We start from the raw sequence: 14973 nt of genomic DNA, 5'->3' as shown, positions 1-14973 counted from the left end.
CACGCCATGTAGATGAGCCACGCCACACCATGCGGATGAGCCACGCCACGTCATGTGAATGAGCGGCGCCGTGCCCGGCGGACGAGCCGCGCCACGCCCGGCGGACGAGTGGCGATGCTCACGTGTGCGGCCCTCTGGACAGATGGGCGCTACCGTCGGATGATCAAATGAGTGCGGTCGGCACCGGATGAGCGGCTACGAAGCATCCGGGTCGCAGCCCCCAAGGGGCAGACAACCTCAAAACCCTCATCAAGGAGCAATCGTGGCGCGCGAAAACGCGGCTCCCACCAGCATGTTCAGCCCCCTCCCCACCGATCATCAGGAGCTGATCTCCTGGGTGGACGAGATCGTCGCCCTCACGCAGCCGGACAGGGTGGTCTGGTGCGACGGGTCCGAGAGCGAGTACGAGCGCCTGTGCGGGGAGCTCGTCGCCAAGGGCACGTTCCGCAAACTCGATCCGGTCAAGCGGCCGAACTCGTACTACGCAGCCTCCGACCCCTCCGACGTGGCGCGCGTCGAGGACCGGACCTTCATCTGCTCCGAGAAGGAGGAGGACGCGGGCCCCACCAACCACTGGAAGGCCCCGGCCGAGATGCGCGACATCTTCGCCGGTGACCAGGGCATTTTCCGCGGCGCGATGCGCGGCCGGACCATGTACGTGGTCCCGTTCTGCATGGGCCCGCTGGGCTCGCCGCTCTCCGCGATCGGCGTCGAGATCACCGACTCCGCGTACGTCGCCGCCTCCATGCGCACCATGACCCGCATGGGACAGCCGGTCCTCGACGAACTGGGCTCCGACGGCTTCTTCGTGAAGGCCGTGCACACCCTGGGCGCGCCGCTCGCGCCCGGCGAGGCCGACGTGCCGTGGCCCTGCAACTCCACCAAGTACATCTCGCACTTCCCCGAGTCGCGCGAGATCTGGTCGTACGGCTCCGGCTACGGCGGCAACGCGCTGCTGGGCAAGAAGTGCTACGCGCTGCGCATCGCCTCCGTCATGGCGCGCGACGAGGGCTGGCTCGCCGAGCACATGCTGATCCTCAAGCTCACCCCGCCCCGCGGGGAGGCGAAGTACGTCGCGGCGGCCTTCCCCTCCGCCTGCGGCAAGACCAACCTCGCCATGCTGGAGCCGACGATCTCCGGCTGGACCGTGGAGACCATCGGGGACGACATCGCCTGGATGCGGTTCGGCGCGGACGGCCGGCTGTACGCGATCAACCCGGAGGCGGGCTTCTTCGGCGTCGCGCCCGGCACCGGCGAGCACACCAACGCCAACGCGATGAAGACCATGTGGGGCAACTCGGTCTTCACCAACGTGGCGCTCACCGACGACGGCGACGTCTGGTGGGAGGGCATGACCGAGGAGCCGCCCGCGCACCTCACCGACTGGAAGGGCAACGACTGGACCCCGGAGTCCGGCACGCCCGCCGCCCACCCCAACGCCCGCTTCACCGTGCCCGCCGGGCAGTGCCCGATCATCGCACCCGAGTGGGAGGACCCCAAGGGCGTCCCGATCTCGGCGATCCTCTTCGGTGGCCGCCGCGCCTCCGCCGTACCGCTGGTCACCGAGTCCTTCGACTGGCAGCACGGTGTCTTCCTCGGCGCCAACGTCGCCTCCGAGAAGACGGCGGCGGCCGAGGGCAAGGTCGGTGAGCTGCGCCGCGACCCGTTCGCCATGCTGCCCTTCTGCGGCTACAACATGGGCGACTACATGGCGCACTGGGTCAAGGTCGGCGCCGACAAGCAGCAGTCGAAGCTGCCGAAGATCTACTACGTCAACTGGTTCCGCAAGGACGGGGCGGGCGACTTCGTCTGGCCCGGCTTCGGCGAGAACGGCCGCGTCCTGAAGTGGATCGTGGAGCGGCTGGACGGCACGGCGGACGGCGTCGAGACCCCGATCGGCATCCTGCCGACGAAGGAGTCCCTGGACACGAACGGCCTGGCGCTGTCCGACTCCGCACTCGACCTCCTGCTCTCCGTCGACAAGGAGGTCTGGCGCGAGGAGGCGGCGCTCGTGCCCGCGCACCTCAACACCTTCGGCGACCACACGCCGAAGGAGCTGTGGGACGAGTACCACGCGCTGGTCGAGCGCCTGGGCTGACGACCCCTCCACCACGAAACAGCGTGCCCCCGGAGCCTGTTGAGGCTCCGGGGGCACCGCCGCTGACGGCGGGTCGGTCCGGGGAGTCAGCGCCCGGTAGCTCGGCACTCGGCAGCTCAGCGCCCGGTAGCCCGACGCCCGGGGATCAGCGCCCGGGGTCCATCGGGAAGGCGCTGTCCAGAACGGATCGCACTTCCCCGATCTCCTGTTTCCAGCCGTCACTCTTCAAGATCGCGGAATCCCAGGCGACCACGGGATCGCCCCCCGGAACGCGGTACCCGTAAATCTGGTCCGCGACATCTTCCGTGAAGAGATGATCGAAATGGAACGCCCCCTCGAACGCCAGCCAGGCGATTCCCTCCGCGTGCGCGGACGCTTTACGCAAGCACGTCCGCAAGTAGGGCGCGAAATCCTGGTCGGCGTCCTGGAAGGTGAGATCGTACTCCCGGACGACCGCCTGACGGCCGCCCTCCTCGGCGGAGACGGGGAAGCGTTCGACCTCGTCCGGGCGCATGCCGGGCGTCTCGAATTCGCTCTCCAGCAGGGAGGATTCGGCCCGCCCGAGCGTGAAGAGAATGACGACAGCGGGACCACTCCAGCAGATGGCTTCCTTGAGAGAACTCACCAGAGGCCCCACTTCGTCATGTTCTTGGCTCCGGGCATCATCGAAGAAAGGATCTTACCCTGATACGGTCCTTCCTTCGCCACGAACAGCACGACCACCTTGCCGTCGACTTTCTTGGCGAATCCCTTGGCCTGAGTGCCGCCGATCTTCCAGTCGAACGTCTTTTCCGGCGACGTCAGCACCTTGGAGAAGTTCTCCTGGAAGTACTTGACCTGGGTGGCGACGCTTCCCTTGTTGGGGATCAGCCCGTCCTTGATCAGGTGCCGGACGGCGTGGCCTCCCCCCTTGTTCATCCCCGTGAAGGCGTCCGCGACCGTGTCGTCCGTGAAACCGATGGGGCAACCCGCGCGGCGAACCAGCGCGAAGCCGCTCTTCACGCATGTCTTCTTGAGGATCTTGAGCTTGAGAGCGTTGAGCGCGAGGCCCGCGAGGCACGAGGGCTTCTTGTTCTGAAGGCAGTCCTCGATCTCGTCGGCGCCCACGTACCAGGCGATCAGGCGGTCGAGATAGGTGCTGGTGATGCACGCCATGCCGCCGGCCCCGTCACCACCGCAGACCAGCAGCGTCTCACCCGGCTTGAGGTTCCCGTCCTGTAGGAGATTCTGCCGGTACGTGACCAGCCGCTTCTCCAGCGCTTTACGGAGCTCAGCGTCGGAGAGCGGCTTGCTGGTCTCCTTGGCCTCCTCCTGGATCTGCGCCTTCAGCTCCGCGACCAGTCTGTCGGCGGCGATCTTCAGGGCCTCGGTCGACGCCTTGGCGGCCGCGGCCGCGTCCTCGCCCGCCGCCTGGGCGGAAACACTCGCCTGGAAGGCCGAGTTGTTCGCCGCGACGGAATAGTTGAAGGCGACGGCGGCGGAGTGCTGGGCGCGTTCCGCCGAGCGGGCCGCCGACTGCGCGTCCTGCCGCGCCGACGCCGCCGCGTTCCGGGCCGTCCGCGCGGACTCGGCGGCCTTCGCCGCGGACTCGGCCGCCTGGTCGGCGGACTTGTCGGCCTGCACGGCGTACGTGTTCGCCTGGTCGGCCGACGCCTTGGCCTTGTTCGCCCACTCGACGGCCGCGGCGGCGTTCTTGCCCGCCTCCGCCGCCACCTTCTGCGCCTCGGCCGCGTTCTTGCGGGCCAGCGCCGCCGACTTGTAGGCGGCCTGGATCAGGACGCTGATCTCGGCGACATGGGCGGCCGCGTTGGCATCACGCTGACGCGCCCTGTGCAGACCGATCTCCAGGAAGGGGCGCAGTCCGGCCGGCGGACCCGAGAGCGCGGCCTGCGCCGCGGCCTGGACCTCGGGACCCCCGCGGGCGAGAGCCTCGGCGACCGCCACGCGATCGTCGTCCTCGCGCGCCTCGCCCTGCCCGACCTCCAGGAAGTACGCCAGGTCGGCCGCCGTACCGTCCAGCGCCTTCCCGGCGGCGGCCCGTACGCCCGGACCGCCCGTGGTCGCGATCCTGGCGACGGCGATCCGGTCGTCGTCCGCCTTGCCCGGGTAGGCCCGGGTGCGCAGCCACTCGCGTACCTGGCCGATCGGCTGGTCCAGTACGTCCAGGGCGGCCTGCTGCTGCGCGGGGATCTCGGTGGTCGCGGCGATGTGCGCCACACTGGCCCGGTCGTCCTGCTCCATGGCCAGCGTCAGCCTGGTGCGCGCGAACTCGCCCACGTCGGCGGACGTGCCCGTCAGAGCGTCCTCGGCGGCCTCCCGTACCCATGTCCCGCCGCTTCGCAGCAGGTTGACCGCGGCCTGCCGCCCCTTGGCGGTCGTGACCGCCGGGTCGGACGCCTCCGCCGCCTCCTTCACCAGTCGCAGTGTCTCGGAGCTGAGCCGCTGGAGGCGGCCGATCTCCCACTGGGCGGTGGCCACCTGGGCCGTGTGGGCCCGGTCCGCTTCCTCCGCCGCCAGAACCGCCTCGTCCTGCTGCTGGGTCAGCCGCTCGGCGTCGGCCTTGCGGGCCAGTTCCGCCACGTCCGACGCCCGCTCGGCCGCCGTCAGCGCGCTGTTCGCGGCGTCGGTGGCCGCGTTCGCCGCGAGGGCCGACTCCTTGGCGGCGTCCACCGCCTTGCCCGCCTCGTCGGCGGCCTTGTCCGCCGCGGTCGCCGCTGCCTCGGCGTGCTTGGCGGCGTCGTTGGCCGCGTCGCGCGACTGCCGGGCTGCCGTGCCGGCCTGCTTGGCGTTGGACTGCGCGACGCCCGCCGCCCGCGTGGCCTGATCGGCGAGGCGCTTCGCCCGGGCCGCCGCCGCGGCGGCCTCGTCACCCTTGGCACCCGCCTGGCCGGCCCAGCGACTCGCGTCGGCCGCCGCAGACGCCGCCGCCGCCGCGTTGACACCCGCGCTGGCCGCGGCGCTGGCCGCCTTCGCGGCTCCGTCGGCGGCGATGCCCGCCTGGTCGGCGGCGTCCGCCGCCTTCCGCGCGCCCTTGGCCGCGTCGCGGGCCTTCTGCGCGGCCTCCCGGGCCTGCTTGGCCCGCGAGGCGTCGCCGGCCGCGGCGCCGGCCGCCGACCTGGCCGCGGCCGCCGCGTTCCCCGCCCGGCTCGCGGCGTAGGCCGCCTGGGCCGCCGCGGTAGCGGCAGCCCGTGCCGTCGCGTTCGCGGCCGCTGCCGCGGACACCGCCGTACGGGCCGCCTGGGCCGCCCGGTCGGCGGCGGCCGCCGCACGGGACGCGGCCGCCCCCGCCCTGCCCGCCGACTCCTTGGCAGCCAGGGCCTCCTGGGCCGCGACCTGCGCCGCCTTCTTGGCCGCCTGGGTGGCCTTCTCCGCCTTCGCCGCCTCTTCCTTGGCGGTCTCGGTCAGCTCGGCCGCCTGCTTCTGCGCCTGGTCGGCGAGTTGGGCCAGCTCGGTGATGGTGAGCGTCTCCTGGTCACGCGCGGCGGCGACCTGCCACCCGTGGTCCAGGAACTCCTGGATGTCCTCGGCCGTGCCGTCCAGGGCCTGGCCCGCCAGCTTCTTCACATTCGGGCCGCCCGAGACCAACAACTGGCCGACCTGCACCCGGTTGTCGTCGTCCCGCGCCGCGTGCTGGCCCTTCGTGACGAACGCCTTCCAGTCGGCCGCCGTGCCGTCCAGCGCCTTGCCGGCCGCCTTCTTCACGCCCGGACCACCGAAGGCCAGGATCTGCGCCACCTGAACGCGCAGATCCTCCTCGTACGCCGGGAGGAAGGCGCTGTCCAGGAAGTCGTGCAGCTGCTCCTCACCCCCGCCCAGGGCGACGTTCGCCGCGTCCCGCACGCCCGGACCGCCCGCGGCCATGAGCTGCGCCACCTCGACCCGCAGGTCCTCCACCTGGATGGCCGGCAGCTCCTCATCCATGAACGTCTGGATGTCGTCGTCCGACCCCAGCAGGGCCGCCTCGGCCGCCCGCTGTACCCCCGGGCCACCGTATTCCCATTCCAGGAGAACGTCGGATCTTTCGTATTCCGGCGGATCGTCGGCTGCCGACGCAGGGCGCGGATCGATTCCCAGAACCATCACCAGGGCTATCAGTGTGGCCACCAGGCCACGCCATCCCGGCAAGCCTCGCAAACTGACTTTCAATGCATTACTCCCTTGAATGCGCGTGTCGCCACGCCGCCGGAAATCGCGCCCGTCGAAGGGGCGCGGGCGATGTCAGAGGGAAAGAGTGCGGAAAGAACGCGGGGAAGAGCACGGAAAGAACGCGGAAAGAACGCGGGAATGCGTCGCGTCGAGTCCAGCCATGTTCGACGGCGGTCGGAGCGAGGCGTACGGAGGTGTTTCCGTATCGGCCGCCTCCCGACCGGCCGGGAGGCCGGTCACCGAGCCCCCGACCACTCGGCTACGGGACGGACAAGCTCATCGCGCGCCGGGAACGCGCCGCGAACGTGCCGGGAACGTGCCGGGAACGACGTGTCCCGGAAGAAGAATCACCGTGTCCCGGGAACGTGCCCCCGCGCGTTGCCGGCCGCAGTCACCGCTGCCGCCCACGCGGGCTCATCACACCGCCTCATCTGCATGTTTCCCCCGTTTTTCACTGCCGATCAGACCCTGTGGCCGCACGGGGCGATCACGCACCCGTGCCATGTCCCGCCGATCGGGAGACCGGCGGGAGAAGCCCCGATCCTTGCTCGCGGTGCACGAATTTCACAGTCGCTTCATGGCCAATCCGTGACCCCTGTTGGCTTGTTCTGATCGGTCGATGTTGCCCGGCCGGGGTAATCCGGGCGGACCTTCTCCGTGGTTCGTTATCGCTTCTTCATCGAATTCCGTACAACCTTCGGCCGAAGTGATCGAGGTCACGTGCGCAATCCGGCGCCCGCCCTATTTGTAAGAGTTCACGAAGTGGACAGGGTCGGGTGCGCGGGGTTACATAAAAAGGATTCGAGCAGTTTTCCGGCAAGTGGGCGTCTATTCCATTGCCGGAAACGGGGGACTGTGCGATCATTTCGGCTGCCCTCGCGTCTGCGTGTAAATGTGCTCCGGCTCGCCCGCCCGGAGCCGAGAAGTGAGGAACGCAGTGAAGGCACGCGTCGTAACGCAGGCAAGGTCTCATCGGAAAAGACTCGTGGGCACCACTCTGGCGGCGGTGACCGCGGGGGCCCTGGCGTGGTTCGGGGTGGCGAGCGCCGTGCCCGGCGCGCAGGCCGCCGGGCCGGGGGCGGGGCCCGGGACGGTCGCGTCCGTGGCGGACGAGGCTCCCGGCTACGCGGTGGAGGACTTCAGCTACCCCGGCGCCGACAAGATCCTGGCGGAGCGGAACATCCTCCTCAAGCGCGGTGACGGCCACATCACGCTCGCCGACTGCGCGAGCGGCACCGGCCTGCTGGAGATCTGGGCCCGGAGCAAGGAGAAGATCTGCTTCCAGGTCGTCGGCAACTCGGGCTGGCTGACCCTGGAGATCCCGTCCGTCTACGCGGTGCGGGGCAACGACTACAAGACCGAGGTCGACATGACGGTCGATGCCGAGAAGAAGACCTTCGACGTCGACAAGAACGCCTGGACTCCCGTCGGCGAGAGCGCGGACGACCAGGGCCGTGCGTACATGCTCGTGGAGATCAGGTCGTCCAAGTAGCGACGGGCCGGCGTTCGCGGGCCCGCGTTCCGCCCGGTGCCGTCCCGTAGCGGCCGGTGCCGTTCGGCCCGTCCGGACTGTCAGGTCCCGCCTGGTCCCGCCCCAGGTCCTGCCTGCTCCCGCCCGGTCCCGCCCGGTCCCGCCCGGTCCCGCAGGTCTCTGACCGAGGCTCAGTTCTCTTCCCCTTGTATACCTTCACCTCCTTTTTCGAAGTCGATTTTGACGAGGATGACACGTGTCTTTGAGACCTTCCCGAAGGGCGCGCGGAATATCGCTGCTGGCCGCCATGGCCGCCGCCTGCACGCTCACGATCGCGCCCGCCCAGGCGATCGCCGGTGATCCGGTGGCGAACAGCGCCTACGCCTTCACCGCGAAGATCGACATCGGTGGCGTACGGGCCTGCTCGGGCGCGCTTCTCAACAACCAGTGGCTGATCACCGCCGCGAGCTGCTTCGTGGACGATCCCGCCAAGGCGGGGACCCTCGCCGCCGGAGCCCCGGCCCGCAAGAGCACCGCGACCATCGGCCGCACCGACCTCACCGGTACGACCGGGGAGGTACGGGAGATCACGTACCTGGTGCCCCGCCAGGACCGCGACCTCGTGGTGGCCAAGCTCGCCACCCCGGTGCACGGTGTCCCCCTGCTGCACCCCGCGACCACCGCGCCCGTCGAGGGCGAGGCCCTCAAGGGCGCCGGATACGGCCGTACCAAGGACACCTGGGTGCCCGACCGCCTGCACGGCGCGTCCTTCACCGCCGGTACGGTCCAGGAGACCACCGTCGGCATCGACGGCACCCCGGTCTGCAAGGGCGACACCGGAGCGCCCACGTTCCGGGAGAACGACGGCCGGCTGGAGCTGGTCGCCGTCGCCAGCAGGTCGTGGCAGGGCGGGTGCCTCGGCTCGGACGAGACGCGGACCGGCGCGGTGGCCGGCCGTGTCGACGACATCCGTACGTGGATCAAGGACTCCACCGCCTCCACCCTCACCGCCTGGAAGCTCCAGATGGTGACCAGGACCAGCAGCGGGATCTACCACTCGATCCGCGACAGCAACGGGGACTGGACGGGCTTCGGCGACGTGCAGAAGGTCGCCGGTACGGTCACGGACGTGTCGTACGCCGCCGACGCCGCCATCTCGGGCAAGAACTACGTGTTCGCCCTCGGCGGGGACGGACGGATCTACCAGGCCAACCGCCGCGCCACCGGCGGCTGGGAGGCGTTCCGGGACATCACGAAGGAGATCGGCGTGCTCCCCGGGGTGACATCGCGGATCGCGGTCACCTCGACGGGCAAGGGGCTGGCCCTGGTCGCCCTGTCGGGCGGCAACGTCTACCACGCCACCCAGGACGCGGACGAGAAGTGGAGCATCTGGGGCAATGTGACCACGAAGCTCGGCGCCCTCGGCAACGCCACGGAGGTCACCGTCTCGGGGACCTCGGGCGGCCTGACCCATATCGGTGTCGTCGCCGACAAGAAGGCGTACCACGGCCTCCGGAACGCGGACGGCACCTGGACCGGCTGGGGCCGGGTGAGCAATCTGCCCACCGGGCTGGACTCCGTCAACGGTATGGCCTTCGCCGGTATCGGCGGCGATCTCCAGATCGTTCTCTCCAGCCCCACGGGTGAGATCAAGCACGCGATCCGTGCTGACAGCGGCAGTTGGAGTGCTTTCGGCAGCCTCAGCGGCAAGCTGGGCGCCCACCAGCCCGCCGTCAGCGTGGACGCGGCTGCCGTGGAGGGCGAGTTCCAGGCCGCCGTCCTCACGGCGGACGGACGGATCAAGCACACACTGCGCCACGCCAACGGCAAGTGGGACGCCACCGAGGAGCCCACCGGCTACCCGGGGACGGCCACCATGGTGGCGGTGACCGGCAGCACCAGCTGACGATCGCGCCCGGAGCGGCACCACCCCACGCGCCGGTCGAGCACCCGGTCCGTGCCGACCCCGCACACCGCGCCCCCGGAGCCCCGGCTCGGCTCCGGGGGCGCGGGCGCGTCACGGCGCGAACCGTACGCACGCCCCCGCGCGAGCCGCCGCCACCGCGGCCTCGGCCGCCCGGTCCGCCATGTCGGGGCCGAGCGGAGGCGGCCCGCCGCCTGTGGACGGAATCGGCCGAGCTGACCGGAGTCGGGTTCTCCGGGCCGGACACGGCGGCTCGTTGACGGCTGCGGCGGCGGGAGCGGCTGCGGCGGTGACGGGGACTGTCGCGTCGCCAAGTGGCGGACGGCTGCGCCACCGCCGCCGCGTGGAACTGCACCACCGTGCAGTTCGAGGCGGGTACCCGGAAGCACATCGAGGCGACCGGTTACGACATCATCGGCAGCTTCGGCGACCAGTACTCCGACCTGGACGGCGGGGTACGCCGAGAAGACCTACAAGCTCCCCAACCCCACTTACTTCGTCTCCTGGAAGGCGTGGCCGGCCGGTCCGCGCGTGTCCGAGGCGCGCGGGCCGGGGCCGTCAGTGGGCGCCGACGAGCGGCGGTCCGGCCAGGGCGGCCGTGTGCGCGTCCATGCGTTCCGCCGCGAGGATCGCGACCGCCGTGTCGGCGCGGGAGGCGGCGACGACCAGGGCGCGGCCCGCCAGCGCGAGGGCGCGGCGGTGCAGGGCGTCGGGGGCGGCGCCGGTGAGTCCCGCGTGGCGGGCCGGCGGGGCGCCGCGGAGCCGGGCGACCTGGGTGGCGATGGACTCGGCCGCCGGGTCGAGACCCAGTTCGTCGGTGACGGCGAGGAGCGCGGCGAGATGGCCCGCGAGCTGGATGTCCAGCTCCTCCTCGCGGCTGCGGTGCGGGAAGTCGGCATCGACGTCGGCCATCGCGTGGACCGACTTCGTACGGATCGGCTCATACATGGGATGGCCTCCTGGCGTCGTCTCAGGAGACCATCCTACCTTGGAATCAGTCTAAAGTTGAGCGTATTCCTGAGGTTGCCGAGAGTGACCTGGGGGGCCGGACGTCACGCGACCTCCCCGGCACGGAAATCGGCTATCCACCGCGACGTGGCCCCGATCCCGCCGAAGGTGTAGAAGTGCAGCTTGAGTGTCCCGTGGCGCTCCGTGTCGTAGCCCTCGGCCAGGGCGCGGATGAAACGGTCCGGGCCCGCCGTGCCCATCAGGTTGGTGATCGAGAATCCGTATTTCCTCGCGATGGACGTGCTCGTGCCGACACCGAAGCGCGACGCGTACGTCATCAGCCGCTTGATACCGGCGGGGCCGGGCACCCCGATGCGCACCGGCGTGTCGATGCCCCGCTTCCGCAGTGCCTCGACCCAGGTCAGGACCGGGTCGGCGGCGAAGCCGAACTGGGTGATGACGTCCCCCGCGAGCCCGTGCCGCGCCAGGGCCGCGGTCTTGTCCTCGATCGCCGACCAGAGCGCCGGGCCGGCGATGGCCGGGTGCCCTTCCGGGTAGCCGCTGACGCCGACGTGCCGTACGCCGTACTCCTGGAGGAGCCCGGACCGGATGAGCGTGAGGGCGTCGTCGTAGGGGCCGTGGGGCGTGGCGGGGTCGCCGCCGATGACGAAGACGTGGTCCGCCGCGCCGTCCTGGCGCAGTGCGGCCAGGACGTCCGCCAGCTCCGCGCGGGAACGCAGCCGGCGGGCCGACAGATGCGGGACGGGGGTGAACCCGAACCGCCGGACGGCGCCGGCCGCCGCCAGCCGCATGCCCGGGTCCTCGTTGCCCAGGAAGGTGACGTTGATCCGGGTCCCGGCCGGAATGCGGTCACGGGCCTCTTCGAGTCCGGGCACGTCCTTGCCCGTCATCTCCAGGGAGAAGTCCTCCAGCAGGGCGACGGGCGAGAGCGGGTCCCTGGAGACAGAGGCCGTGGAGACGTGATCCATGGTGTTCCTCGGTGCTCCTTGTTCGCGTGGTGTTCTCTCCGGCAACGGAGCGCTGCCCGTACGAGATTCCCGCACCGCGAAGGCCGGCGTCAGCGCTGGGTGTACCCGTCCAGGAACGTGCCGATCCGGGTCACCGCGTCCGTAAGGTCCTGCACCGAGGGCAGCGTCACGATCCGGAAGTGATCCGGCTCCGGCCAGTTGAACCCCGTGCCGTGCACCACCATGATCTTCTCGGCCCGCAGCAGGTCGAGCACCAGCTGCCGGTCGTCCTTGACCTTGTATACGGCGGGATCCAGCCGGGGGAACAGATAGAGCGCGCCCTTGGGCTTCACGCAGGTCACGCCTGGGATCCGGGTGAGCAGGTCGTACGCGACGTCGCGCTGTTCCAGGATCCGGCCGCCGGGCAGCACCAGGTCCTCGATGGACTGGCGCCCGTTGAGCGCGGTGGCCACCGCGTGCTGCGACGGCATGTTGGCGCACAGCCGCATGTTGGCCAGGATCGTCAGCCCCTCGATGTACGAGGAGGCGTGCGCCTTGGGACCGCAGACCGCGAGCCAGCCCGAGCGGAACCCGGCCACCCGGTAGTTCTTGGAGAGCCCGTTGAACGTCAGCGTCAGCAGATCGGGCGCGATGGCGGCGGTCGGGGTGTGGGTGGCGCCGTCGTACAGGATCCGGTCGTAGATCTCGTCCGAGCAGACGACCAGGTTGTGGCGGCGGGCGATCTCGGTGAGCGAGGCGAGCATCGCGTCGTCGTACACGGCGCCCGTCGGATTGTTCGGGTTGATGATCACGATCGCCTTGGTCCGATCGGTGATCTTCCGCTCGATGTCGGCGAGGTCCGGCATCCACTCGGCCTGCTCGTCGCAGCGGTAGTGCACGGCCGTCCCGCCCGCGAGCGACACCGAGGCCGTCCACAGCGGATAGTCGGGGGCGGGGACGAGGACCTCGTCCCCGTCGTCCAGCAGCGCCTGCATCGACATCTGGATCAGCTCGGAGACGCCGTTGCCGAGGTAGATGTCCTCGACGTCCAGCTCGATGCCCTTGGTCTGGTAGTGCTGCATGACCGCGCGGCGGGCGGAGAGCAGCCCCTTCGCGTCGCCGTAGCCGTGCGCGTCCCCGAGGTTGCGGAGCATGTCCTCAAGGATCTCCGGGGGGCACTCGAAGCCGAAGGCCGCCGGGTTGCCGGTGTTCAGCTTGAGGACGCGCTGGCCCGCTGCTTCCAGCCGCATCGCCTCGTCGAGCACCGGGCCCCGGATCTCGTAACAGACGTTGGCGAGCTTCGTTGACTGGATCACCTGCATGTCGGCCACCTTACGGCCGCGTAACGGAGGCCGCCTGGTGTTTTTCCCCACGTTGCTCCGTTCGGACGACCGTCCGATCGTACGACCGGAGCAACGGCGCGGGCCGGGCCTGCCGCCCCCTTGCTCCGATCGTACGACCGGAGCAACGGCGCGGGCCGGGCCTGCCGCCCCCTCCCCGAACCGCCCCTACCGGACCGGGAAGCTGAACGCGTACCCCTGCTCGTGCAGCCACGGCACCAGTTCCCGCAGCGCCGTCTCCGTCTGCGACCTGTCGCCCCCGCCGTCGTGGAAGAGGAGCGTGGGCCCGTTGGGCAGCTCGTTCCTGACCGTGCTCAGGATGGCCGCGGACCCCGGCTGTTCGAAGTCCTTGGAGTCCACGTTCCAGCCCACCGGCCGCATCCCGGCCGCCGCCGCGATCTGCCGGCTGTACGGGGTGAACGCGCCGCCCGGCGCCCGGTAGTACTGCGGCTTGACGCCGCCCGACGCCTTCTCGATCTGCCGGGCCGCCTTGAGGATCTGCTCCTTCTGGTACGCCTTCGGCTTGTGGTCCATTCCGGTGTCGTGCGCGACGGAGTGGTCGCACAGCCGGTGCCCGTCGGCCACCACGCGCTTGACGAGGTCGGGGTGGGCCTCCGCCTGCGGGCCGACCATGCAGAAGACCGCCTTGGCGCCGTTGTCCCGGAGGATCTTGAGGATCTTCGGGGTCCAGACGGGGTCCGGGCCGTCGTCGATGGTCAGGTTGACGGCCTTGCCGCCGCTCTCCGCCGCGTGCGCGATGTCCATGCTGACCAGGGGCGGCGGCAGCTTCGCTTCGGGCACGGAGGTCTGGTCCGGCAGCTCGGGCGGGCGCGGCGCCGCGAGGGGCTTCTCGTTCACGGCGGGCGCGTGGGGGGTGGTGCTGCCCCCAGGCCGGGGAGCGCCCCCCTTCCCGTCCGCCGTCCGGTCCGTCGGGTCCGCCTGCTGCTGTCCGCACCCGGCGAGCAGCGCCGCCCCGGCGAGCGCGACGACGGCCGTCAGCGTGCCCGCTCGCGTGGCCCCGCGCCTCGTGGCGCGCGCCGTCCCCCGTACCTTCTGCTGCCGCATGTCCCCCACCGCTCCTCGACTACGCTCCGCCGTGTCCGGGAAGAGAGACGGGAGAAGTGGCGCCGAGGATCCGTTTTTCGCGACTCGATCATAAGTTTGTGGAGCCACCCGGGCGCGATCCCCGCAGCTCAGAGCCGCGACAGACGCTCAGCCCGCCACCGCGCGCAGCGCGCCGGGCCGGCGGCCGGTGAGGGAGTCGAGCGCGGCGGCCGTCGCGTCGTCGGCCGGGAGGTGGATCAGCAGGCGTTGTCCCGGCGCAGCCCCGGCGTACGGCGCCTGCTGCCCACCGGGAGGCCGATGTCGGCGGGGGACGTGGCCTCGCGTCGCGCGCGCAGGAAGAGGCCCAGATCGTTGTCGCTCACCGGGGCAATGTACCGGCCGTCGTCGACCTGGCGCCGGGCGATACGATCATTTGTTCGCATCGTCTGTTCGCGTCGTCGCGGGATCGCCCGCAGCATGGCCCTGCCGCTACTAGCCTCCGCCCGGTCTTCCTCCGCACCGCCGTTACCCGCACGCTGGCACGGTCCCGCGCGCACCGTGCTCGTACCCGTACCCGTACCGATGTCCGTAGCAGCGCGCATTTTTCCGAGAGGTCAACCGTGTTCATCGCCTTCGCCGTCGTCGGCATTCTGCTCGCCCTCGCCCTGACGGCCTCCGCCTTCGCCGACATCACCCGCGCGGAACAGGTCGTCGCCTCGCTGTCCAAGCTCGGGGTGCCGGACTCCTGGTTCCTCCCCCTCGGCCTCGTCAAGATCGCGGGCGCGCTGGGGCTGGTGATCGGGCTCTGGGTGCCGTTCCTGGGCGTGGCGGCGGCGATCGGCGTGGTCCTGTACTTCATCGGCGCGCTCATCACGCACCTGCGGGTGAAGGACTACGCCGTCGCCCCGGTCGTCGGGCTCATGCTGACCGGTGTCGCGGCGCTGGTGCTGCGGCTCGCGTTCGCCTGATCCGCCCCACTCCGGACATTCGCCCTACTCCGGACATCCGCCCCGCTCCGGACATCCGGCCGGTCC

Annotated in this window: 11 protein-coding genes and 2 pseudogenes; 5 read left to right on the top strand and 8 right to left on the bottom strand. The window is 70.6% G+C overall.

All coding sequences use genetic code 11. The annotated features are described in order from the left end of the window. The first annotated feature begins 262 nt into the window (after nucleotides 1-262). Nucleotides 263-2098 (top strand): phosphoenolpyruvate carboxykinase (GTP), encoded by a 1836-nt coding sequence (locus tag OG627_RS11495; RefSeq protein ID WP_329064069.1) that lies wholly within the window; start codon nucleotides 263-265, stop codon nucleotides 2096-2098. A 145-nt stretch (nucleotides 2099-2243) separates the two neighbouring features. Here the strand turns inward: OG627_RS11495 and OG627_RS11490 are convergent, their stop codons facing one another. Beyond that, nucleotides 2244-2723 (bottom strand): hypothetical protein, encoded by a 480-nt coding sequence (locus OG627_RS11490; protein ID WP_329064067.1) that lies wholly within the window; start codon nucleotides 2721-2723, stop codon nucleotides 2244-2246. Further along, on the bottom strand, nucleotides 2720-6202 hold the full coding sequence (locus tag OG627_RS11485) for a chemotaxis protein (RefSeq protein ID WP_329064065.1): 3483 nt from the start codon (nucleotides 6200-6202) through the stop codon (nucleotides 2720-2722). Before OG627_RS11485 ends, OG627_RS11490 begins: the two co-directional genes overlap by 4 nt. Nucleotides 6203-7229: 1027 nt before the next feature. On the opposite strand from OG627_RS11485, the gene OG627_RS11480 reads away from it, so the two are divergent. The 3 genes and pseudogenes from OG627_RS11480 to OG627_RS11470 all read left to right on the top strand — a co-directional run. Then, nucleotides 7230-7736: a hypothetical protein gene (locus tag OG627_RS11480; RefSeq protein ID WP_443073456.1), complete on the top strand. Its 507-nt coding sequence runs from the start codon at nucleotides 7230-7232 to the stop codon at nucleotides 7734-7736. 241 nt (nucleotides 7737-7977) lie between these two features. After that, the gene (locus OG627_RS11475) at nucleotides 7978-9621 is read left to right on the top strand and encodes a trypsin-like serine protease (RefSeq protein ID WP_329064064.1); all 1644 of its coding nucleotides are present in this window, start codon (nucleotides 7978-7980) and stop codon (nucleotides 9619-9621) included. 344 nt (nucleotides 9622-9965) lie between these two features. Then, a pseudogene (locus OG627_RS11470) lies at nucleotides 9966-10143 on the top strand (HAD family acid phosphatase); the annotation flags it as partial. Nucleotides 10144-10197: 54 nt separating this feature from the next. Here the strand turns inward: OG627_RS11470 and OG627_RS11465 are convergent. The 6 genes and pseudogenes from OG627_RS11465 to OG627_RS11445 form a co-directional block, all read right to left on the bottom strand. After that, nucleotides 10198-10587 carry an SCO4983 family protein gene (locus OG627_RS11465; RefSeq protein ID WP_329064061.1) on the bottom strand — a complete coding sequence of 130 codons (390 nt, stop codon included), beginning with the start codon at nucleotides 10585-10587 and terminating at the stop codon, nucleotides 10198-10200. A gap of 104 nt (nucleotides 10588-10691) precedes the next feature. After that, nucleotides 10692-11576 (bottom strand): methylenetetrahydrofolate reductase, encoded by an 885-nt coding sequence (locus tag OG627_RS11460; protein ID WP_329064059.1) that lies wholly within the window; start codon nucleotides 11574-11576, stop codon nucleotides 10692-10694. A gap of 89 nt (nucleotides 11577-11665) precedes the next feature. Continuing rightward, on the bottom strand, nucleotides 11666-12877 hold the full coding sequence (locus OG627_RS11455) for a pyridoxal phosphate-dependent aminotransferase (protein WP_329064057.1): 1212 nt from the start codon (nucleotides 12875-12877) through the stop codon (nucleotides 11666-11668). A gap of 186 nt (nucleotides 12878-13063) precedes the next feature. Further along, nucleotides 13064-13960: a polysaccharide deacetylase family protein gene (locus OG627_RS11450; protein WP_329064055.1), complete on the bottom strand. Its 897-nt coding sequence runs from the start codon at nucleotides 13958-13960 to the stop codon at nucleotides 13064-13066. A gap of 147 nt (nucleotides 13961-14107) precedes the next feature. After that, nucleotides 14108-14209, bottom strand: a pseudogene (locus tag OG627_RS35470) (transcriptional regulator); the annotation flags it as partial. Next, nucleotides 14197-14322, bottom strand: coding sequence for a hypothetical protein (locus OG627_RS11445; RefSeq protein WP_443073455.1), 126 nt, complete (start codon nucleotides 14320-14322; stop codon nucleotides 14197-14199). The pseudogene OG627_RS35470 and the gene OG627_RS11445, both read right to left, overlap by 13 nt. 237 nt (nucleotides 14323-14559) lie before the next feature. Between OG627_RS11445 and OG627_RS11440 the strand changes: the two genes are divergently transcribed. After that, nucleotides 14560-14907, top strand: a complete 348-nt coding sequence (locus tag OG627_RS11440; protein ID WP_329064053.1) for a DoxX family protein — start codon at nucleotides 14560-14562, stop codon at nucleotides 14905-14907. The last annotated feature ends 66 nt before the right edge of the window (nucleotides 14908-14973 follow it).

Origin of the sequence: Streptomyces sp. NBC_01429, from assembly GCF_036231945.1 — a bacterium.
GTDB lineage: Bacteria > Actinomycetota > Actinomycetes > Streptomycetales > Streptomycetaceae > Streptomyces.
Note: the sequence above shows the minus strand (reverse complement) of the source record. Positions and strands in the feature narration are given on the sequence as shown.